Source organism: Humidesulfovibrio idahonensis (genome assembly GCF_054657715.1).
In genome coordinates, this window is record NZ_BAAHYE010000002.1 from 992,186 (window position 1) to 1,013,373 (window position 21,188).

Below are 21,188 nucleotides of genomic sequence, written 5' to 3' on the forward strand. Positions count from 1 at the left end.
GTCCGCGCCCGGGGCGAGGCACAGCGCGCCCAGCAATGAGTCGGTCGGCGGAAACGCCAGAGCAGGCAGGTGTCCTAAATGAGCCAAGATTATCTTGATCCGGAAATCCTTACAGACTTCTTCGTCGAAGCCAAGGAGCATCTGGAGACCATAGAACCCAATTTGCTCCAGCTTGAGAAGAGCCCGGAGAATCTCGGTCTTTTGAACGAGATCTTCCGGCCCATGCACTCGCTCAAGGGAGCTTCGGGGTTTCTGGGCCTGCATAAAATAAACGGCCTGGCCCACAAGGCCGAGAACATTCTGGACGAGTTGCGCCAAGGCGCCATGTCCGTCACCTCCGGCATCATGGACATCATTTTGTCCGCCACGGACGCCCTGCGCAGCATGGTGGAGAATCTTGAGACCACCGGCCAGGAAGGCGATGTGGACACGGCGAGCATCATCGCACGCATCGAGAGCACCCTTGCCGGCGAGGCTGAGGGGCCGGCAACTGCGCCTGCCGCCGCTTCCGAAGCGCAAGCCGAGACCGGGGCTGATGCACAAGCCGAGACGGAAGCGCTCTCTGAACTCGCGCCCGAGCCTGATCCCGAACCAGTGATCGAGACCTTTGCCGATCTGGCCGACGACTCGGCCGAGAACGCCCCCAGCGGCCCGCTGACCATCCGCTGGCAGAACGTGGTGTACGAGCCGGCGCCGGATTTCGATCCCACGCCGTATGTGCTGACCACAGTGGGCGACGGGCACCTGAACGACTTTCTCGAGGAAGCGCGCGACCTGGTGGGCAACCTGAACCAGGGCCTGCTTGAGCTGGAAAAGAATCCGGACGGCAGCGGCGAGCTGGTCAACGACATTTTCCGGTATTTCCACAACATCAAGGGCAACAGCGGCATCATCGGCTACAAGGAGCTCAACGCCCTGACCCATGAGGCCGAGACCCTGCTGAACCGCGTCCGCAAGGGCGAGATGCCGACAAGCCACGGCATCATCGATCTGCTTTTGGCCGTTGTGGACATGATCGAGGAGCTTCTCGGCCGCATCGACATCGAGTCCGGCAAGGCCACGCCCAAAGACATCACCCTGCTTGCGGCCGTGCTGCAGGCCAGCACCGACGCCGGCGAGCTCAGCGTGCCGGAGCGTTACATGGCCGTGCTGGCGCCTGAGTTCGAAGGCGGCTCCGCTGCCGCTTCGGCCACGCCCGCCGCCGCATCGGAGGAAGCCGCGCCGGAGCAGGCCGCTCCGACGTCCGCCGCGCCCGCTTCGGACGAGGCGCCGGATGATGCCGCGCAAGCGCCCGCGCAACCCGCTCCGGGCTACGATCCGGAAGATGTGGCGATTTTTGAGCAAACCGCCCTGCACCAGCACAAGAGCCTGGACATGGCCTTGGACATGTTGCGCCAGGATCCGAACCAGCGCGACATCATCGACGGCCTGTTCCGCAGCCTGACCACGCTCCAGAACTCCTGCGGCTACATGGGCCTGGCCGAGGTCAAAGGCTATGCCGAGCGCACCGCAGGCCTCGTGGACCAGGCGCGCAAGTCGGACATGGGCTTTGAACTCATGCTCGACATCCTGTCGCAGGAAATCTCCATCCTCAAGGACATGGTCCTGGCCGCGCTGGCGCGCATAAAGGGCGGGGAGCCCGCTGGCGCCGCCGCACCGGATGCCAAGCCCGAGGCCAAGCCGCAGCCGGCTCCCTTGGCCGAGGCCAAGGCTGAAGCTGTTGCGCCCAAGGCTGCGCCCGCCGCCAAGCCGGTGGTCAAGGCCGAGGCTGCAGCGCCGAAGCCGGAATCCAAGCCAGTCGCCAAGCCAGTCGCCAAGCCGGAAGTGAAGGCGGAACCTGCCGCAGCACCGAAGGCGGAGGCCGCCAAGCCTGCTGCACCTGCCGCGAAGCCAGCGGCCAAGCCCGCAGCCAAGCCGGAGGCGCCTGCCGCATCCGCTCCCAAGCTTGCGCCGCCCACCGCGGCCCAGGCCGCCTTCGAGGCCGGGCAGCAGCCCCAGCAGAAGGGCGCCACGACCATCCGCGTCGATCATCAGAAGCTCGACCACCTGATGAACCTCATCGGCGAGCTCATCATCAACCGCAACCGCTATTCCATGCTCGCCCGCGCGCTGGAGGACGGCCACGAGGAAGTCGCCGTCGTCGCTCAGCAGTTGACAGAGACGACCTACGCCATGGCGCGCATCTCCGACGACCTGCAGGACACCATCATGAAGGTGCGCATGGTCCCGGTGCATACCGTGTTCTCGCGCTTCCCGCGCCTCGTGCGCGACCTTTCGCGCAAGAGCGGCAAGCAGGTCGAACTCATCACCGAGGGCGAGGAGACGGAACTCGACAAGAGCGTGGGCGAGGAGATCGGCGATCCGCTGGTCCACCTCATCCGCAATTCCATGGACCACGGCCTGGAGTCCGAGGAAGAGCGCGTTGCCGCGGGCAAGAGCCCCACGGGCCACGTTTGGCTGCGCGCTTATCACAAGGGCAATTCCGTGGCCATCGAGGTCGAGGACGACGGACGCGGCATCGACCCGGAGAAGATGCGCCAGGTCGGCGTGAAAAAGGGGCTGGTCACGGCCGAGGAAGCCAAACTGCTCGACGACCGCCAAGCCGTCGATCTCATCTTCGCGCCGGGCTTCTCCTCGGCCGAGAAGATCACCGACGTGTCCGGACGCGGTGTCGGCATGGACGTGGTCAAGAACAACATCAAGAATCTCAAGGGCAACATCCAGATCAACACCGAGGTGGGCCGCGGCTCGCGCTTCACGCTCACCCTGCCGCTGACCCTGGCCATCATTGATGCGCTCATGGTCCAGGTGGGCAAGGACGTCTACGCCATTCCGCTGGACGCCGTGTCCGAGACCACCAAGATCGAGGTGGAACGCCTGAGCGAGGTGAACCACCGCAAGGCGCTCACCCTGCGCGGCGAGGTGCTGGGCATCGTGGAACTCTCGGAGCTCTTGGGCCTGCCAGGCAACGCGGACAACCGCGAGATCCTGCCCGTGGTCATCATCCACGACAACGACCGCAGGCTCGGCGTTGTGGTGGACCGCCTGCTGGAACGCCAGGAAATCGTCATCAAGCCCCTTGGCCAGTACTTGAACGGCTTCGAGATCCGGGGCATTTCCGGCGCCACGATCATGGGCGACGGCAGCGTGGTGCTCATCCTTGATCCGCATGAGGTGTACCGCTTGGCCACGGTGACCACCAAGCAGGGCACGCACGACTAGGCTCGCAACAGCTTCACAACGCAAAGGCGGCTTTCGGGCCGCCTTTTTTTATGCGTCGCAACAGGGTGCGCGAAGAGCTGTGGCGTTTGGCAGTGCCGCGTGGGCTAGACGGCGTAATGGCAGAGCAGGGCGACGGAGAGCAGCGACGTGAGCCCGCCCCAAAGAACGAGCACGGCGGCATGGATGGAGAGCGGCTTGTCCCAGGGTCTTGCACTGCGCGCCACGATGCCGGAGAAAACGCAGAGCAGCACGCAAGCGGCTGCGCATATGCCAAGCAGCGATTTGGCGGCCGTCTCGCCGCCTTGCAGCGCGGGCATTGCCGGCAGGTGCGTCCACAGCACGGGGAGAAAAGCCCCGGCCAGAAGGGCGGCGCGCAGCGTGCACCGGGCCGCAAGACGCAGCACGTGCGCCAGGGCGTCGCGGCCAAAGGGCTCGCGGTCGCGCAGCAGCAGCAGATATTCGAGGCTGATGGCGCCGGCTGCCGCTGCGCTAAGGGCCACAAGGGCGGCCAGCGCGGTCCAGAGGTTCGGCAGGGCGGTTACATCCGGCGTCATGAGCGGCGCAACGCCGATGCCGTCGGCCATGGGAGAGCGCAAGATGGCCTGGGCCTGGTCCTGCAGGCTTATGCCCAGCGCCAGGCCGAGCCACAGGATGGTGGCGGCGAGCAGCGTCAGGATGAAGGCTTGGCCGAGGGGGCTGTTTTGGCGGCCGTGACGTGCTGACGGGCGTGACAAGCGCATGGTGACCAGGGACGCGCAGAACGCCAGCGCGGCGACGGCGAAGAGCCCCGGCCCCATTGGCGCCGCCCGGACCCAGTCGGCCAGCCACTCCGTGCGGTATGCGGCCAAGGCCCCCGCGGCGGCGAAAACAAGCAGGGAAGGAACCGCGCAGGTCAAGGCCATGCGCAGCAGGCGCCGGGCATAGGCCTCCGGGTGGGCGGTGCTGCGCAGGGCAGCCGCCAGAAGGCAGACCAGCGCCAAGAGCGGCGCGCCAAGCGCGGCCAGCGCGAAGATGAGAAAGAATGCCGGTCCGCTCAGGGCGCCGACGATGGGAAGCAGTTCTGAAGGCGACATACTGGGGGGCCTCGACTACTTGCATTTTGTTCTCTTTTGCCGGATTTTATTCCTTGAGGCAAGGGCATTTCTCGCGCGCGGAAGCGCAGGCCAATCTTGCAAAAAATACTGCAGTAGCCTAAGGAATTGTGAACAGGGAGCCTCGAATGCGAAAGCCTTGCATTATTGTTGCGCTGTGCGCGCTGACGCTTACGGGTTGCGCCGGCAAGATGGACGCTCAGCGCGGCTTGAGCGAGGAATGGCGTTTACGCAGCCTGGAAGAGAACTTCCTCAATTTCAAGGAAACGCAGCGCGAGCAGGAAGAACGCTCACGAGACCAGCAGCGCAAGCTGCAGGACCGGATGCGCGCAGTGGAGGAATCCCTTGCGCGCATGCAGGAGCAGCTTGGCCAGGCGCCCTTGCGCCCCGCGGCCCCGCTGTCCTCCGCTCCGGCCGGCAAACTCTCCCCCGCTGCGCAGGCCCTGGCCGAGGTCGCCGCCGAAACGGGCGCGCGCGCTCCGTCCGCCGCCCCAGTCGCCGCCGCCCCGGCCCCGGTCAAAAGCCTCTACGACCAGGGCATGACCCTCGTCCGCTCCGAGCAGCACCCCGAGGAAGGCCGCAAGGTCCTCACGGAGTTCCTGGATGTGGACCCGCAGAGCGCCCTGGTGCCGAACGCCCTGTACTGGATCGGCGAGAGCTACTTCCAGGAAAAGAATTACGCCCAGGCCATCATGACCTTCAAGGACGTGACCCGGCGCTTCCCCAAGCACCACAAGGCCGCGGCATCCCTGCTCAAGATCGGCATGTCGTATGTGATGATGGGTGAGAAGGACAACGCCACGCTGTATCTGCGCGCGCTCCTTCGCGAGTTCCCCAAGTCCGAGCCTGCGCCGGCCGCCCGCAAGAAGCTCGCGGAGCTGGGCGGCTAAGCCCCGTTGCCGGGCATAAGGGGCCGCCGATGAGCCTGGACGCCGCCAAGGAATTCTTCTCCTGTCTGGCCCTGCGGCATACCCCTGGCCTGGGGCCGCGCTCCTGGAGGAGCATTCTCTCCGCCTACGACAGCGCTTTCGAAGCTGTTTCAGACGCGCGCAACTGGGCCGCGCGCAAGGTGCTGCCCCGCAACCGCGCCGATGTCTTCATGCAGGAGCCCTGGCGGCCCGATGCCGAGGCCGAATACCGCGCCGCGCGCACCGCGAACCTGCGGCTCATCACCTGGTTCGATCCGCGCTTTCCCGCCCGGCTCAAGGAAATCCCCGACCCGCCCATTCTGCTGTACCTCTGCGGCGACATGAGCCTGCTGAAAAATCCGGCAGTGGCGGTTGTGGGCGCGCGCGAATGCACGCTTCTTGGTTTGCAGTCCGTGGAGCGCATCAGCTCCGATCTTTCCCGCTTCGGCGTCACGGTCGTTTCCGGCTTGGCCGCGGGCATCGACCGGCAGGCGCACCAGTCCGCGCTCAAGCATGTGGGCAGCTCCATCGCCGTGCTGGGCGCCGGGCTCGACATCCACTATCCGCCGGAAAACGAGGACCTGCGCCGCGCGCTGGAGGCCAAAGGCCTCGTGGTCACGGAGTTCGGCCCGGGCACCAGGCCCGAAGCCCGCAATTTTCCTTTCCGCAACCGCATCATCAGCGGCCTTTCCCTTGGCGTGCTGGTGGCCGAGGCCGCCTCGCGCAGCGGCAGCCTCATCACCGCGCGGCTCGCCACGGAGCAGGGGCGGGAGGTCTTCGCCCTGCCTGGGCCGCTGGGACAGCCGACGTTCGCCGGGTGCCACAAGCTCATCAAGCAGGGCGCGGCCCTGGTGGAGAATGCCGAGGACATCATCCGCGCCTTGCGCTACCAGTTCGCGGCGGAGCTCGCCAAAGTGCCGGCCAGCCTGCCCGCCGCAGAGCCGCTCCAGCCGCAATCGGCCGCGGCGCATGCAGCGGCGGCGCCCGCCCCGCCGGAGCCGCCCCGCCAGCCCAAGGCCGTGCCTGAAAACATCACGCAAGACGAACGCGCACTCTTGGACGCCCTTACCCTCGACGGCAAGACGCACATCGACACGCTCATCCAGGCTCTTGAAGCCGACAGCGCCGCAGTGAGCCGACGCCTGCTGGTTCTTGAGATGCAAGGGCTTGTACGCCAGTGGCCGGGCATGTACTATAGCCTTGCGTAGTTTGACCCGACCCCCAAAAGAACAGGACGCAGCATGCAGAAGATTCCCCTCACCCTGGCCAAGGCCGGCATGAAGCTGGCCAAGCCCATCACCAAGGCCAACGGAATGCCCATCATCGCCGCCGGCGTGGAGCTTTCCGACTCGCTCATCAGCAAACTCGACGGCATGGGTATCGACAAGGTGTTCGTCGTGGGCGACGCTGTGGCCGCAAGCCAGAACCCTTCCGAGCGCGTGCTGCGGCTCGACCATCTCTTTCGCCGCATGGAAGCCGACCCCTTCATGGGGCAGGTGAAGCGTCACCTGCGCGAGTATTTCACCATCAAGGCCGCCGCCGACGCGGCTGTGGCAGAGAAGGGGTAGGCGGTGGAAGAGGATCTCAAGACCAGCGCAAAGGGACAGATTCTGTCCATACGCGACCTGCCCACGCTGCCCAAGGTGCTTGAGGAGGTCTCGCGCCTGGTGCAGAACCCGAACACCTCCATCGAAGCCATCGCCAAGGTCATCTCGCGCGACCAGGTGCTTTCGGCCAAGGTGCTTAAGATGGTCAACTCGCCGGTGTACGGCTTTCCCGGCCGCATCGGCTCCGTGCAGCACTCCCTGGTGCTCCTCGGCTTCAACGTCATCCGGGGCGTCATCATCTCCACCTCGGTGTTCGACATCATGAGCAAGAACATGGAAGGCTTGTGGGAGCACAGCATCGGCTGCGCCCTGGCCACCGGCCTGGTGGCACGCAAGGCCAAGCTCAAGGATCCGGAGGAGTTCAGCGTGTGCGGCCTGCTGCACGACCTGGGCAAGGTCGTGGCCGCGGTGCAGCTGCCGGAGCTGCACAAGGCCGTGGGCGAGGCCGTGCGCTCACAGGACTTGCGCTGGTTCGAGGCCGAGAAGGCCGTGCTGGGCTTCGGACACGACCGCATCAACGCCTGGCTTGCGCAGCACTGGCATTTGCCCCCGACCATCAAAGAGGCCATGAGTTCGCACCATTTTCCGGAACGCGCCCAGTTCTACCCGCAGCATGCGGCCGCGGCGCACGTGGGCGACTTCGTCGTGCGGCTTTTCGAGTTCGGCAGCGGCGGCGACGACCAGATCTCGCCCCTCTCCGACCAGGCTCTCAAGATCCTCGGCCTCAAGCTCGGCGACCTGGACGAAGTATTGGACGGATTCGCCGAGAATCTCGGCGAGGTCTCCAGCGTCACCTTCGGTCCGGAGGACGACGCCCCACCCAAGGACAAGGCCTAAAGCGAGGCAGCGTGACAACACCATTGTTCCAACGCCAGCAGCGCGGCATTCTGCTCACGCCGGATGCCGAGCTGGCCGCGCTTTTTCAGAGCCTTTGGCAGCCGCTGGAGGTGGAATGGACCGTCATCACCGAAGGTCGGCGGGCCATGGAGGTCATCTTCAACGAGCCGCCGGACATCCTTGTGGTGGACAACCGTCTGCGGGACATTCCCAGCACCGAAGTGGCCACCATCGTCAAAAGCGAAAACGTGTACCGGCAGCTGCCGGTGATTTTGTGCCTCGACCACAAGGACCTGGAGCAGGGCTGGAACTGGAACGAGATCGAGGCGGACGACTTTCTTGTGCGGCCCTTTACCAAAGACGAGGCCAGGGAGCGCGTGCATCTGACCCTGTGCCGGGCCTCGCGCGCCATGGACGCCAACCCGCTCACCAAACTCCCGGGCAACACCAGTATCATCAGCCGTATTCAGGACCTCATCGACCGTCAGGACGATTTCGCCCTGGCGTATTGCGACCTCGACTACTTCAAGTCCTTCAACGACAAGTACGGGTTCTCGCGCGGGGACGAGGTGCTCATGATGTCCGCGCGGGTCATAGTGAACACCATCCGCGGCTTTCAAGGCGTGCGCAGCTTTGTGGGCCATGTGGGCGGCGACGACTTCGTGTTCATCGTGCCCGCGGAGATAGCCGAGGAAGCCTGCAAACGCGTCGTGGAGGCCTTTGACGCCATTGTGCCGCATTTTTACGATGCGGACGACCGCGACCGCGAGTGCATCATCTCCACCGACCGCCAGGGCGAGGTGCGCACCTTCCCGCTCATGGCCATCTCCATCGCCGTGGTGTTCAACACCGGCGGCCGGCTCAAACACTATGGCGAGGCTTCGGCCATCGCCATGGGGCTCAAGAAGAAGGCCAAGGAAAATCCGAAGAGCAGCTATGTCCTCGACAGGCGAAGCGACTAAACGCCCGGCCACACGGCAGGGCACCCGCCAGGGCGGCGCAGAAGGCGGCCACGAGCCGGGAGTCCAACTGCCGGAGGCCGCGCGCGGATTCCTAGCGTTCCTGGAAGTGGAAAAGGGCTACAGCCCGGCCACTGTGCGCGCCTACGCCGCAGACCTTGAGCAGTTCCAGCTCTTCCTGGCCCGCCGGAACAAGAGTCTGGAGGGCTTTGAGGCCATCGCCCGCGAGGACGCCACCGGCTTTCTGGCCGAGCTGCACCGCCTGCGGCAGAAAAAATCCAGCATGGCGCGCAAGCTCTCCACCTTGCGCTCGTTTTTTCGCTACCTCATCCGGCACCATCTGCTGGCCAAAACGCCGCTCACGGGTTTGCGCAATCCCAAACAGGAGAGCCGCCAACCCCGCGCCCTCAATGTGGACCAGGCTACGGCCCTGATGGACGCGCCGGTGCGCACAGGTCCCGCCGGCATCCGCGACCTGGCCCTGGTGGAGCTTTTGTACGGCTCCGGCCTGCGTGTGAGCGAGGCCCTCTCTCTGACCGTGGACGACGTGCGCGCGGACCGGGGCTTTGTGCGCGTGCGCGGCAAGGGCGGCAAGGACCGGCTCGCGCCTTTGAGCGAGGCCTCGCGGCACCGGTTGTCGGAGTATTTGGATGAGCGTGATGCGTTGCGCCCTGCGGAAGCTGAACAGGCGCTTTTCCTCGGCGCCCGCGGCGGGCCGCTCTCCCGGCGGGAGGCCCTGCGCATCGTGTCGCGCCTGGCCGTGGACGCGGGCGTGAGCCAGAGCGTGCACCCGCACACCCTGCGCCACAGCTTCGCCAGCCACCTGCTGCAAGCCGGCGCGGATCTGCGCAGCGTGCAGGAGATGCTCGGCCATGCGCGGCTTTCCACCACGGAGAGGTACACCCATCTGGACCTGCGGCGCATCATGGAAGTGTACGACAAGGCGCATCCGTATTCCGACAAGGCGGGCGGCAAAGACCACGCGACGCAAGCGGACGAGGCGCGCAAGGGCTCGGCGGCTGCCAGCGAGATGCATCGTCCGGCCGATTCGGCTACTATCGAGCCCGGCAATGCCGCTCCCGTCAACGCCAATTCGACGCGCAAGGGCGCGGGCAAGACGCCCCGCAAGGTCAAGTGAGAGTGCATGGACCGAAACGAGATCATCGCGCTGCTGAATGATGCCGATGCTTCGCCGGTGCTGGTGAGCGCCTGTTTGGCTGGGCAGCCCTGCCGCTATGACGGCACAGCCGCGCCGCATGCCGCCGTGCTGCGCCTGCTGGGGCAGGGGCGCGCCGTGCCGGTGTGCCCGGAGGTGCTCGGCGGTCTGGCCACGCCGCGCGAATGCGTGGAACTCTGCAATGGCAGGGCCGTGTGCCGCTCGGGCCGGGACGTGACGGACGCCTTTGAGCGTGGGGCGCGGGAATCCTTGAGTATGGCGCTGGCCGCTGGCTGCCGCTGGGCTATTCTCAAGTCCCGCTCGCCCTCGTGTGGGGCTGGCCGCGTCTATGATGGCGGATTTTCCGGCGTGCTCATTCCCGGCGATGGCATTTTGGCCGCGGTCTTGAAGCAGGACGGCTTCGCGGTCTGCACCGAAGAGGAATTGGCAGGATAGGCCCGCCGTGTTGCGGGGCCCCGCACGCGCTCAGTATGGTCCCGAAGAGGATTGGCCGGGCTCAGTGTGCGCCCGCTGCCTTGGCCGCACAGGCATTGCGGTCTTCTCGGAGCATGGAAGAGAATCCACCCGTTGCCGGACGCAATGGTGCGGAGCCGGTTTTCTGGGCGTCGCCGCCGGGCGTATTTTTCAAAGGCTGAACATTTCGCATCAGAGCAACGGCGGCCGCCTCTGCGTGGGCTGCGCAGGGCTCGACAACGAGACGCCTTCTGATGCGGGTTCCAGCCGCATCGCCAAACGGACCATGGACATAAAAAAGCGGCGCGCCGCCTCGAAAGGGGACGCGCCGCTTGGCGTTTGTCTGGTCGGCGTGCCGGGCCGCGTTGCTACACTTCGAAGCGGCGGATGCTGATGATGGTGATGGGATCCGAGGGCACGTCGTCGTGGCCGAGGTAGCTCTTGGTGCGCACGGTGCTCAGCTTGGTGGCCACGTCCTGGCCCTCGACCACTTTGCCGAACACGGCATAGCCGTAGCCCTGGGCCGTGGGGGCGGTGAAGTTCAGGAAATCGTTGTCCTTCACGTTGATGAAGAACTGGCTGGTGGCGCTGTTCGGGTCCATGGTGCGGGCCATGGCCAGGGTGAAGGCCTCGTTCGGGGTGTCGGCCCGGGCCTCGTTCTTGATGGGCGCCTTGTTCTTTTTCTCGCGCATCATCATGTCCATGCCGCCGCCCTGGATCATGAAGTTTTTGATGACGCGGTGGAAGATGAGCCCGTCGTAGAATTCCTCGTCCACGTAGGCGAGAAAATTGGCCACGGTTTCCGGGGCCTTGTCGGGCCAAAGTTCCACAAGCATTTCGCCCATGGGGGTTTCGATCAGCACATTGGGATTGCTCATTCGTTCTCCTGCTTCGTTGCGGCTTATTTTGTGATGAACTGGGCTTTCTTCTGCGCCCAGAACTCGTCAAATTCCTGTTTCAGTCCGCCGATGAGTTCCTTGACGGACATGATCTTGTCCACGCGCCAGACGTTTTCGCCGCAGAAGGCGAAGCCATGCTTCAAAATGCCGCGCTTGGCGCTCACCAGCGCCTGGGAGATGCAATAGGGCGTGGTGGCGATGTCGCAGCTCTTGATGCAGTGGAAGGGGCACTTGAAGGGCTTTTTGCGGCCCTCGCGCACGGCCAGGAGGAAGTCGTTGAAGATGGCGCGTCCGGGCATGCCCACGGGGCTCTTGATGACGGTGACGTCTTCGCGACGGGCCTTGACGAACGCGTCCTTGAAAGCCTGGTCGGCGTCGCACTCGTGGGTAGCCACGAAGCGGGTGCCCATCTGCACGCCGGAAGCGCCCATCTGCAGGTACTTGGCGATGTCCGCTCCGGTGTAGATGCCGCCCGCGGCGATGACCGGGATGCGGCGGCCGCTGCTGTTTTCAAAGGGTTTCACGGCTTCCACCACTTCCGGCAGGATCTTTTCCAGCTGGAAGTCGGGGTTGTCGATTTCCTCGGGCTTGAAGCCAAGGTGGCCGCCAGCCTTGGGACCCTCCACGACGAAGCCGTCGGGCAGGTAATTGTAGTGCGAGAGCCACTTCTTGCACAAGACCGCCGCGGCCCGGCCGGAGGACACGATGGGCACGAGCTTGGTGCGCGCCTTCTCGGCCAGTTCGCCGGTGAATTCCTCGCGCAGGTACTTGGGCAGGTCGAGGGGCAGGCCCGCGCCGGAGAAGATCACGTCCGCGCCTTCGCGGATGGACGTGCGCACAAGGTCCGTGAAGTTGGTGAGGGCCACCATGATGTTCACGCCCAGCAAGCCCTGGGTCATGCGTTCTTTGGCCTTGCGGATTTCCTCGCGCAGGGCGCGGATGTTGGCCTCGGTGGGATTTTGGCCCACGTCGGGCTCTCCCATTCCGATCATGGCGGCGGCAATGACTCCGACCCCGCCTTCGTTGGCGACAGCGGTCGCCAGTCCGGAGAGGGAGATGCCCACGCCCATGCCGCCCTGGATGATGGGCAGCTTGGCGATCTGGTCGCCGAAATGAAGTTCAGGAAGTTTCATGAGAGGGACCTCTTTTTTGGTTGACGCCTTGTTTCTTGTTTTAAGCTAATTGTCAAGGTGTCGCAAGGGCAGGGGCCTAGAGTCGGGCGAGCTTTGGCGCAAGGTAGTCCTTGAGCAGCATTTCCGAAAAGAACAGCGAGCTTGTGAAGGCCGGAGAGATGGAATTGAGCACATGCACGCTCTCGTCCGTGCCTTCGATGACGAAGTCCATGACCAGTTCGTTTTTCTTCACGTCCACAAGCTGGGGGCGAATGCCCGCCTTGGGGCAGGACTCGATGTCCGAAGGCTTGAGTTCTTTCACAAGTTTTTTCGCGTCGTTAAAGAAATACATGAAATTGTATTTGCGCGGTTCCTCAAGGGCGACCTCGCGGAATTTCTTGTTGCGCAGGAAAAGCAGCGCATCGCGCAACAGAATGCTCGGCGCTTCGGCGTCGAGACCGGACAGGATGCCGTAGTTCTCGCGGCCGAATGCCGGAATGGCCGTGGGGCCGAGGTACACGTCGCCGTGCGCCCCGCGCGTGAAGTGCACGCCGAGGAACGGATTCTTGATGTTGGGCACGGGGTAGATGCTGCCCCGGATCATGTGCGCCTTTTCCGCTTTGACCTTCTTGTAGATGCCCTTGAACGGGATGAGCTGGTAGTTCTTCCCCAGGCCGAAGGCATGGGCCACAACGTCTCCATACGCGCCGGAGGCGTTGAGGAAGAAGGCGCATGAGATGGGCCCGGCGGTGGTCAGCACGTTCAGGCGCTTGCCCTCGCGCTGGCCAAGCCCCGTGAAGCGCGCGCCGAACAGGATGCGCACCTTGCCGGTTCCCAGCAGCTCGGCCTGGATGCTTTTGAGAATGGCCTTGGGGTCGACCACGGCCGTGTAATGGGAAAAAAGCGCCTGCCCCGCGCTTTTGGCGTTGGGTTCAATCTCGGCCAGCTGCTTGTCGTCGATGAGCTCGACCTTGGCTCCGTTCTGGCTGGCGCGGGTGTAAAGCTCGCGCAGGGTGGGCAGTTCGGATTCGTCGCGCGCCACAATGACCTTGCCGGTCTTGAGCAGGGGCAGACCGCGTTCCTCGCAGTATTGCTTCATGCGGAAGTTGCCCTCAAGGCAGGACTTGGCGCGCAGGGTGCCCGGCGCATAGTAGATGCCCGCGTGCAGCACGCCGCTGTTGCGGCCGGAAGCATGCTTGCCCGCCTCGGGCTCCTTGTCGATGATGAGGATGTCGTCGAACCCCGAGGCCACCAGGTCGCGGGCCACGGTGAGGCCCACGATGCCCGCGCCGCAGATGAGGATGCTTGCCGTGATCATTTCATGCTTCCATTTGTTTGGGGGACAATAACTATTTGGGGGCGAGGAGCTCAAAGCCCGTTGCCGTGTCGCGTTTGCGGATGAGATTGGTGCCTAGCAATTCAATAAGCACGAATTCGCCAATGGTCCAGATGTCGATGCCGGGGCGGATGCAGCCGGTCTTGACGGTTTCGCCCCGTCCGAAGGTGGCGTGCATGTGCAGCTTGGGCTGGCCGGATTCGTCGGGGAAGAGCGTGCCCACGGCCGCGGCCTCGTGCCCGCCGACAAGGCCGAGCAGCACAGGCACCGGGGGCATGCTGACCGTGTCCTCCGGGCCGACCACGATGGTGCCGCCGCCGATGCCGCCGACCAGGGCGCAAAAGCCCTGCGACACGCCGCGCTGCGCCGCGAATTGCTCCACGCAGTCCGGCAGCCTGTCGCCGTCCTCCAACCGGAGCACGAACACGCGTCCGATGGTTCCTTCCGCAACTTTCATGAACAGTTCCTCCTGAATTCTAGGCGCAGCAGGGGCCTTTGAAGTCGCACCACTGGCAGTGGCGGCCAGGGCGCGCCGCAAACTCCGGCGCGGCCAGGGCGTGCTCCAGCGCAAAACGGGCAAGCGTGGGCGCGTGCCGCGTCATGACCAGGGCGCGTTCTTCCGGCGTCGCCTTGTCGCCGAACAACGGCCGTTCCGAGCCGTCGCTTCTGAGTTCGATCCAGGCCGCGTCGCTGGGCTTGTACGCCGCCTCCGCAGCAAGCAGATGCAGATACAAGGGCAGTTGCAGGTCCAGGCCTGATTCCGAAATTTCATCCAGCAGCAGCGCGGCCTCCGGCGAGCCGGGCGGCGCCTCGGCCAGGCGGTTGAACAGCGCCTCGTCGAGCCAGGTTTCCGCGCCGCCGGACTTGAATCCGCCGGTCTTGTAGTCCAGCACCATATGCCCGCCCGCGCGCATGTCCACGCGGTCGATGCGCCCGTGCAGGGAAACTATCAGCGGTTGCCCGTCAATGCCCGCCAGCGGCAGATTGGTCAAGACGGGAAGCTCCAGCGCCACCACCGTGGTTGCGGGAACGTTGGACAGAAAGCGGGTCAGGCGCTCGCGTCCGGCCGCAAGCAGGGCCACGCGGGCGTCGTAGGGCATCTGGAGCGAGAACGCGCCCTCGTCGAGAGCTGTCTCGAAGCTTGCGAGCAAGGCCTTGGCGTCCAGCATGCCGCCGTATATCGCCGCGCCCAGGTGCGGGGCCAAAAAGTCCTTGAGCACGCGATGCACGATGTCGCCGAACTGGGCGCGGTCGCCGTCGTCGGCCACCTCCTGCAAGGGGCGCAGACCAAGCACCTGGGCGTAGAACGCCTTCTTGGGGCAGGCGAGCCAGACCTCCAGGTGCGAAGGCGTCACGCCCTTGTCCGCCAGGCGGCGCGCAAGCTTGGCGCGCAGGGCCGGCGTTGCGGCTATGGGCGGCTGGTGCGGCAGGATAGGGCTGACCGGAAAGCTCACGGCCTGCAGCGGAGCTCCGGCCTTGCCCAGCGGCTGGGGTTTGACGAGGCCGCCCTGGCGCTGCTCAAGCTCCCAGAGCATCTGCTCCACGTAGCGGCTGCGTTCGCTTTTGCCCTCCAGCGCGCCGGGGCGCACGCCGGCCTGGTACAGAACCGTGATTTCCCGCGCGCCCATGAGCAGACGGAAGAAGTTGTGCGCGGCCACGTTGTCGCGCTCGCGCCGGCCGGGCAGGCCCAGGGCTTGGCGCAAGGGATCGGGCAGCAGCGGGTCCGGCGGGCTCGCGCCGGGCAGTTTGTCCTCTGTGGCGTCGAGGATGAACAAGCGTGTGAAGGTGAGCAGCCGGGTCTCCAGCATGCCCAGCACCTGCATGCCCGCCAGGGGCTCCGGCTCAAAGGACACGCGCTCGGCGTCGATGAGGTGGCGCAGGATCATGAAGAGCAGGCCCTGGTCGTAGCGCTCATCCGCAAGAATGCTGCCGGTGAGCTCCGGCACAACGGACTGCCACAGCCGCAACAGGCATTCGGCGTCGATGAGATGCGTGCGCCAGGTGTCGCCCCCGCGGTTGCGCAAAAGCGAGCACAGGGCGTCGAGGGCCTGACCCGTCTGGCGCAGGGTCGTCATGCCCCGGAAATTGTGGAAGCAGGCGGTGAGCACCTCCGCGTGCAGGGCGCGCACCTCGTCTTCAGTGGCGCTGAAATTGTCGGCGTCGTACGTCAGCAGCCATTCCTCCGGCGCCTGCATGGCCCCGGACGAGCGGATGTGCCGCTCCCAGGCCACATAGGCGCTCTTGAGGGGCATCTCGCCTGTGTCCGCCTCGGCGTCGTTGCCCGGAGCCTGCACGCGCAGCATGCGCAACAGCGGGTGCCGAACAAGGGCCACCAGGTCGCGCCAGGCATAGCGCCCGTGGGCGTCGGCGTTCTCGTGCAGGGTGAGCACGGTCTCCACCAGCTGCGACAAGGCCGAGCGCGCCAGCGGATAGCCCATGCTGATGTTGGCCTCCACGGCGGGCAGGTGGTGCATGACGGGCACCAGCGCGCCGGGATCGGGCAGGACGATGGCCGTGGAGCCGGTGTCGGGCAGGGCGGCCAGCTCGCGCTCCAGCACGGAAAGTTGCGAGTGCAGATCAAAGCCCTCAAAGAAGCGGCGCACCTGGGAGGCGGACTGCGGCGCGCACTGCGGCGCATCGGGCACCAGCACGGCGCGGGCATGCCAGCGCTCCAGCCAGCGTTTGTGCTCCCGCGCTGCCCAGGCGGTTTCTCCACCGGAGGCCAGGGCCGGGTCCGTGTGCCAGTAAATTTCCGCAGCCTGCCGGTCCCACAACCTGCGCAGCAGCAAGTCCTCTGTGCCGCTCATGGCGTGGAACCCGGCGAAGATGAGCCGCTCCCGCGTGAACGCCTCGCCGACCTCGTCCAAATGCTCGGAGAGCCACAGGCTGTCCTGGCCGGAGGTGGTCCAGCCGCGCGTGGCGAGTTCCTCGTGGTAGCGCGCGCCGATGGCGTCGAGCTGCCCGAGCAGGGCCTCGGCCCAGGGCGAGACCTCGCCCGCGAGGTTGTGGATGGCCGCGGGCCGCACGCCTTGCCCAGCCATTTCCTCAAGCAATGCGGAGAGCCGCGCTCCCCAGGGGAAGAAATCGCGGGCCGTGGCGTCCAGCGCCGCCAGAGGGCCGCCCTGCAGCCCCAGCTCGCGCACAATGGCGTACAGCGCGCCGATGCGGTCCAGCTTGCCTGCGCGCAGAGTGGCGTCCGGGGCCAGATCTTGGCGCAGGGTGTGCACGAATTCGTCCAGGGACTGCATGCGCGGCAGCAGCGCGGGTGCGGCAAGGCGCTCCGCCAAAGCGGCGCGCAGGTGCCGGGCCGGGCGGTTGTGCGGAAACACGATGCGCGTGCGCGCCAGGTCCGGCAGGCGCGCGGGTTCGGTCAGGCGCTCTGCCAGGGCGGTGATGAAATCCGCGTTCCAGGGAACGATGTGGATCAGCCGGCCGCTCATGCCGCGCCTCCTTCCACCAGCAGCACAGGCTCGACCACGCGGCGGTCCAGGTAGACCAGAAAGCCCCGCGTCTGTGAGGCGTGCCCGCGGCCTTGCGCAATGGCCGCGGCCAGGCGCAGGTATGTGCGCAGCTGTTTGGCGTGCTCCGGCGAGGCCTGCCCGGTCTTGAACTCAAGCACCACAGGGCCTTCCTCCGTGAAATTCAGCAGATCCGGACGCAGAAAGCTGCCGTCCTCGGCCAGGATGGTCAGCTCCGAGCCCGCATGGCCCAGGTGTTGCCGGGCCTCGGGCCGGGAAAGAAGCCAGCAGAGCATTTCCTCAACCTGAGCTTGAAGTTCTGTTCGCTGTGATTGCGCAAGTGCCCGCAATTCCGGAAATTCTCCCAGAGCAAGACGTGCTGCGCGCAGGGCGTCGGCCGTGTCTTCGCCCGTGGGACGCAGGAGCTCCACGGCCTTGTGCGCCACTTTGCCGCGCGCGCGTTCGTCAAAGCCCGCGTCCTCAACCGAGTGCCGGAAGACCCGCAGACGCGGCAGCCAGGACCGGAAGTCCGGCGTCTGCGCCCCGCGGGGCACGTCCGGCAAGGCCGGGGTAGCAAGCGGCGTGGTTTCGCAGGGCGCGGCCTGGGCGCAGACCGGCGCGGCGCCGATGTCCAGCCCGGCGTCTTCCGGCGCAATGTCCAGCAGGTGGTGCAGCATCACCGGCACCGGGCCCAGGCGCTGCTTGTCGCCCGTGGCGGGCACAAAGGCGTACAGCTCCTCCTCGGCGCGGGTCCAGGCCACGTAGAGCAGGTTCGCCTGTTCGGCCAGCCCCTGGGCCAGGTTGGCGTAATATGGGCGTCCCAAGGTCTTGGTGAGCCGCGTGAGCACGTTGTGCCCGTTGATCTCCACAACGCCGAGTTCGGCTTTTGGCCCGGCGGACCAGTTGTGGAACGGAATGACGCACACCGGGAACTGCAAGCCTTTGGATTTATGGATGGTCAGGATGCGCACGGCGTCGGCGGCTTCGGGCAGGGGCACCTTCTCCTCCACGCCCGTCTCGTCCCAGAACTCCAGAAAGCGCGGCAAGGAGCCCATGCCCTGGGTTTCGGCCAAATGGACCACCTCGAGGAAGCGCCGCACGTAGAGCTCCGCCTCCGGGTGGCGCGCCAGCACCTGATAGGTATGCAGCGCGGCCTGCACCAAGTCATAGGGCCGCATGAGACCGGTTTGCCGCAGAAAAGGCGCGAGTAGGCGCGTGTGGACCTCGGGGAAGTCGTCGCGGAAGCGGGAGAGCAGCCCCCCGCGCCGGTCGCGGCTGGCCCAGTCCAGAATCTCCGCGACGCTCAGGCCCGATTCGGCCAGGAACACCTCGCCGCCGCACAGGAAGGTCAGAAAGCTCACGTCATCGGGCGGGGCGTCGAGCAAACGTAAAAGCGCCACCAGCTGCCGCACCACAGGGTGCCGGGCCAGTTGCAGGCTGTTTTCCGTGATGATGGGCAGCCCCTCGCGCACAAGGCGTTCGCACACAAGGTCGGAGTGCGCGGCCGTGCGCACCAGCACGGCCACATCGCCCAGGCGGCGGCGGGGCAGAATGTCCTCCTTGAGCGTGGACACGAGGGCGTCGAGCCCGGCCTCCAGCACCTCGTCGGCCTTGCCCATGGGCAGCAGGCGCACCTGCACGCGGCCGGGGCGGCGGTCGTCCTTTTGCGGCACCTCCTGGCGGGAGTCGGCAAAGGCCGCTGTGAGGCGCTGCACAAAGCCGTCAGCCACGTCTTCCGGCGCGCCCTGCAGCAGCGCATCGGCCAGGTCTCGGGCCGTGGTCTCGCTGCCCATGCGGCCGAACACGCCGTTGTTGAAGCCGATGATTTCCGCGCTGCTGCGCCAATTGTGCGGCAGGTTGTCCTGGGTGAGCCCGCCGGACATGGCGAGCAGTTCGCCGTCGTCGGCCACTTCGTCGAAGAGCCGGGCGTCACCGCCGCGCCAGCCGTAGATGGCCTGCTTCACGTCGCCCACGTAGAAAAGGCTGCCGCCCTTGGCCAGACACTCCGAAGCCAAGGGCATGGCGGCGCTCCACTGAGCGCGGCTGGTGTCCTGAAATTCATCCACAAGGAGGTGGTGCAAACGGTCGCCCAGGCGGCAGAAGGCGTCGGGCACGCCGAATTCCCCATCCAGCACCTCGCCCACGATGCCCGCCATCTGCGAGCCGAAGACGAAGCCTTTCTCGCGCTGCACGGCGTCCAGGTCGCGCAGCAGCTGCTGGCCAATCTGCACGCTCGGCGCCAGGGCGTAGGCGGGCCGGAGGATGGTCTGGCTGCGGGCGTACTCCGCGCAGGCGGCCTTGAACTGTGCAAAGGCCCGTTCGGCCTCGTCGCCGCAACGCGGACGGCTCTTGGCCAGCAGGCATTCCGCCAGGGTCTCTTTGCTCAAATAGGCGGAGTCGGGCAAGCCGCCGAACAGCTCGGCCTCCTCGCACTTGCGCAGCAGGCTGGAGAAGTTGGCGTGGCAGGCCAAGTCGCCGTGGTCCAGCACATGGGCCAGGGCGTCGCGCGCGGCCTGCATCTCGGCGTAAGAAAGGGTCAAAAGATCGGCCAGGCGGGTCTGGTCTGTGGTGAGCGGCATGGCGAGCTGCGGCGCCAGGGAGAGCAGCAGGCGCGTCAGCTCGATGAGCCGCTCGCGCAAAGATTCCTGCAGCCAGAAGCCGTCCTTGTCCTCGTGGTCGATCATGGTGCGCACGGCCTGCTCAAAGAGCGCGCGTTCCGGGCCGCCCGCCTCGCAGCGGGCCAGAAAACGCTCCAGCAGGTCGCCAATGGCCTTGCCTTCGTCGAACACCGTGTCGAAGTCCGGCTTAAGGCCGCGGTCCAGGGCGAAGAGCCGCACCAAAAGCGAGAGCAGGCTGTCGATGGTGCGGATGCCCAGGTGCTCGGTGTGGCGCAGAATGTCCATGAGCAGCCGCCGGGCCTTGGCCGCGTCCAGGCCCTGGCCGGGGCCGGTGGCGTCGCCCAGGGCGCGCAGCTTGAGGGCCTTGAGCACGCGCTCGCGCATTTCGGCCGCGGCCTTGTTGGTGAAGGTTACGGCGAGGATTTCCGGCCAGGTGTAACGGCGCTGGGCGGCGTTGCCCTGTCCGGCCACGCAGGCGTAGCCCAGGCTCTGGCCCTCGTCCTCGGCCGATCCGGCCAGCAGGTCCAGAAAACGCAGGGTGAGGGCGTAGGTCTTGCCGGAACCGGCGGAGGCCTTCACCTGGCGGAAGGGCGTGCTCACGAGCTTGTCTCCGGGCTGGCGGCCGCCGCCGGCTGGGGAGCGCCTTGCCTGCTGCCGCCCAGGATGGTGCACAGCACCGCGGCCAGAATCAGCGCGCTGCCCGCATAGCCCATGCCGTCGAAGCGCTCGCCCCACCAGACATAGGCGAACAGGGCGGAAAGCACCGGCTCCAGGGTGGCCACAATGGCCGTGCGCGTGGCGGAAAGCCGCCGCAGGCCCGCGTAATAGACGCTGTACGCGCCGTAGGTGGTGGTCACGGCCAGCGCCACAAGGGTCAGCCAGGTCTCCGGCGACTTTGCCGTGAAGGTCACAAAGGGCAGCAGACCCAGGCAGCCCACGGGCAGGGCATAGAGGAACAGTGTCGGCGTGGCGTAGCGGCCCAGGTAGCGTTTGCCGAAAATATAATACGTGGCGTAGCTGAAGCCGGACAACAGCCCCAGCAGAATGCCCGGCAGGTTCACCGCGCCCAGGCCCTTGCCGGAGACGAATGCCGGACCGATGCTGACGCAGGCCACGCCAATAAGGGTCATGCTGAGGGCGATGAGCTTGTGGGCGTGCATCTTCTCGCCCAGGGTGAGCCAGGCCAGCACCGCCACCCAGGCCGGGGCGGTGTAGAGCAGCACCGAGGCCATGGCCGCGCCCACCATGCTGATGGACAGGATGTACGCGCCGAACAGCGTGGAGACGCCGATGATGCCGAAGGAGGCCACGGCGGGCGCGTCTTTGCGCTGCAGCCGCCAGGCTCCGGTGCAGAAGGCGTGGGTGGCGAAGAAGGTCCAGCCGAAGGCCGAGCGCCAGAAGGCCGCCTCAAGGGGCGATACGCCCAGGGCCATGACCTGCTTGGAAAGGGGGCCGATGAGCGCCCAGAGGAACGCCGCGCACAAAACGTAGATGTAGCCTTGATACTTCAC

16 protein-coding genes are annotated in these 21,188 nt (G+C 66.0%); 8 read left to right on the top strand and 8 right to left on the bottom strand.

Translation table 11 applies throughout. The features are described from left to right. Window positions 1–78 precede the first annotated feature (78 nt). The gene (locus ACYQ4W_RS04865) at window positions 79–3,222 is read left to right on the top strand and encodes a chemotaxis protein CheA (RefSeq protein ID WP_459853491.1); all 3,144 of its coding nucleotides are present in this window, start codon (window positions 79–81) and stop codon (window positions 3,220–3,222) included. Between the two features lie 104 nt (window positions 3,223–3,326). Here ACYQ4W_RS04865 and ACYQ4W_RS04870 read toward each other — a convergent pair whose 3' ends face one another. Next, window positions 3,327–4,295: a hypothetical protein gene (locus ACYQ4W_RS04870; protein ID WP_459853494.1), complete on the bottom strand. Its 969-nt coding sequence runs from the start codon at window positions 4,293–4,295 to the stop codon at window positions 3,327–3,329. A gap of 146 nt (window positions 4,296–4,441) precedes the next feature. Here ACYQ4W_RS04870 and ACYQ4W_RS04875 point away from each other — a divergent pair, with 146 nt between their 5' ends. From ACYQ4W_RS04875 to ACYQ4W_RS04905, 7 genes are read left to right on the top strand one after another with little or no spacing between them, the layout of a single operon-like run. Then, entirely contained in the window at window positions 4,442–5,203 is a 762-nt protein-coding gene (locus tag ACYQ4W_RS04875) for a tetratricopeptide repeat protein (RefSeq protein WP_459853496.1), read from the top strand. A gap of 29 nt (window positions 5,204–5,232) precedes the next feature. Then, a complete protein-coding gene (dprA, locus tag ACYQ4W_RS04880) occupies window positions 5,233–6,429 on the top strand; it encodes a DNA-processing protein DprA (RefSeq protein WP_459853498.1) in 1,197 nt (398 codons plus the stop codon). A gap of 33 nt (window positions 6,430–6,462) precedes the next feature. After that, the gene (locus ACYQ4W_RS04885) at window positions 6,463–6,789 is read left to right on the top strand and encodes a hypothetical protein (protein WP_459853501.1); all 327 of its coding nucleotides are present in this window, start codon (window positions 6,463–6,465) and stop codon (window positions 6,787–6,789) included. Window positions 6,790–6,792: 3 nt separating this feature from the next. Then, window positions 6,793–7,665 carry an HDOD domain-containing protein gene (locus ACYQ4W_RS04890; RefSeq protein ID WP_459853503.1) on the top strand — a complete coding sequence of 291 codons (873 nt, stop codon included), beginning with the start codon at window positions 6,793–6,795 and terminating at the stop codon, window positions 7,663–7,665. An 11-nt stretch (window positions 7,666–7,676) separates the two neighbouring features. Next, entirely contained in the window at window positions 7,677–8,627 is a 951-nt protein-coding gene (locus tag ACYQ4W_RS04895) for a GGDEF domain-containing protein (RefSeq protein WP_459853506.1), read from the top strand. Continuing rightward, on the top strand, window positions 8,602–9,762 hold the full coding sequence (locus ACYQ4W_RS04900; RefSeq protein ID WP_459853509.1) for a tyrosine recombinase XerC: 1,161 nt from the start codon (window positions 8,602–8,604) through the stop codon (window positions 9,760–9,762). Before ACYQ4W_RS04895 ends, ACYQ4W_RS04900 begins: the two co-directional genes overlap by 26 nt. A gap of 6 nt (window positions 9,763–9,768) precedes the next feature. Continuing rightward, entirely contained in the window at window positions 9,769–10,236 is a 468-nt protein-coding gene (locus tag ACYQ4W_RS04905; RefSeq protein WP_459853511.1) for a 2-thiouracil desulfurase family protein, read from the top strand. A gap of 386 nt (window positions 10,237–10,622) precedes the next feature. Here ACYQ4W_RS04905 and ACYQ4W_RS04910 read toward each other — a convergent pair whose 3' ends face one another. From ACYQ4W_RS04910 to ACYQ4W_RS04940, 7 genes are all read right to left on the bottom strand, one after another. After that, window positions 10,623–11,132 (bottom strand): peptidylprolyl isomerase, encoded by a 510-nt coding sequence (locus tag ACYQ4W_RS04910; RefSeq protein ID WP_459853513.1) that lies wholly within the window; start codon window positions 11,130–11,132, stop codon window positions 10,623–10,625. Window positions 11,133–11,155: 23 nt separating this feature from the next. After that, on the bottom strand, window positions 11,156–12,286 hold the full coding sequence (locus ACYQ4W_RS04915) for an NAD(P)H-dependent flavin oxidoreductase (RefSeq protein WP_459853516.1): 1,131 nt from the start codon (window positions 12,284–12,286) through the stop codon (window positions 11,156–11,158). Between the two features lie 76 nt (window positions 12,287–12,362). After that, on the bottom strand, window positions 12,363–13,583 hold the full coding sequence (gene lhgO, locus ACYQ4W_RS04920) for an L-2-hydroxyglutarate oxidase (protein WP_459853518.1): 1,221 nt from the start codon (window positions 13,581–13,583) through the stop codon (window positions 12,363–12,365). Window positions 13,584–13,614: 31 nt separating this feature from the next. Beyond that, complete coding sequence (locus tag ACYQ4W_RS04925) at window positions 13,615–14,058, bottom strand: PPC domain-containing DNA-binding protein (protein ID WP_459853520.1); 444 nt, start codon at window positions 14,056–14,058, stop codon at window positions 13,615–13,617. A gap of 19 nt (window positions 14,059–14,077) precedes the next feature. Next, window positions 14,078–17,041, bottom strand: a complete 2,964-nt coding sequence (locus ACYQ4W_RS04930; RefSeq protein ID WP_459853523.1) for a PD-(D/E)XK nuclease family protein — start codon at window positions 17,039–17,041, stop codon at window positions 14,078–14,080. After that, window positions 17,038–20,277, bottom strand: a complete 3,240-nt coding sequence (locus ACYQ4W_RS04935) for a UvrD-helicase domain-containing protein (protein WP_459853525.1) — start codon at window positions 20,275–20,277, stop codon at window positions 17,038–17,040. Before ACYQ4W_RS04935 ends, ACYQ4W_RS04930 begins: the two co-directional genes overlap by 4 nt. Beyond that, a complete protein-coding gene (locus ACYQ4W_RS04940) occupies window positions 20,274–21,188 on the bottom strand; it encodes a DMT family transporter (protein ID WP_459853528.1) in 915 nt (304 codons plus the stop codon). The genes ACYQ4W_RS04935 and ACYQ4W_RS04940 overlap by 4 nt, the downstream gene beginning before the upstream one ends.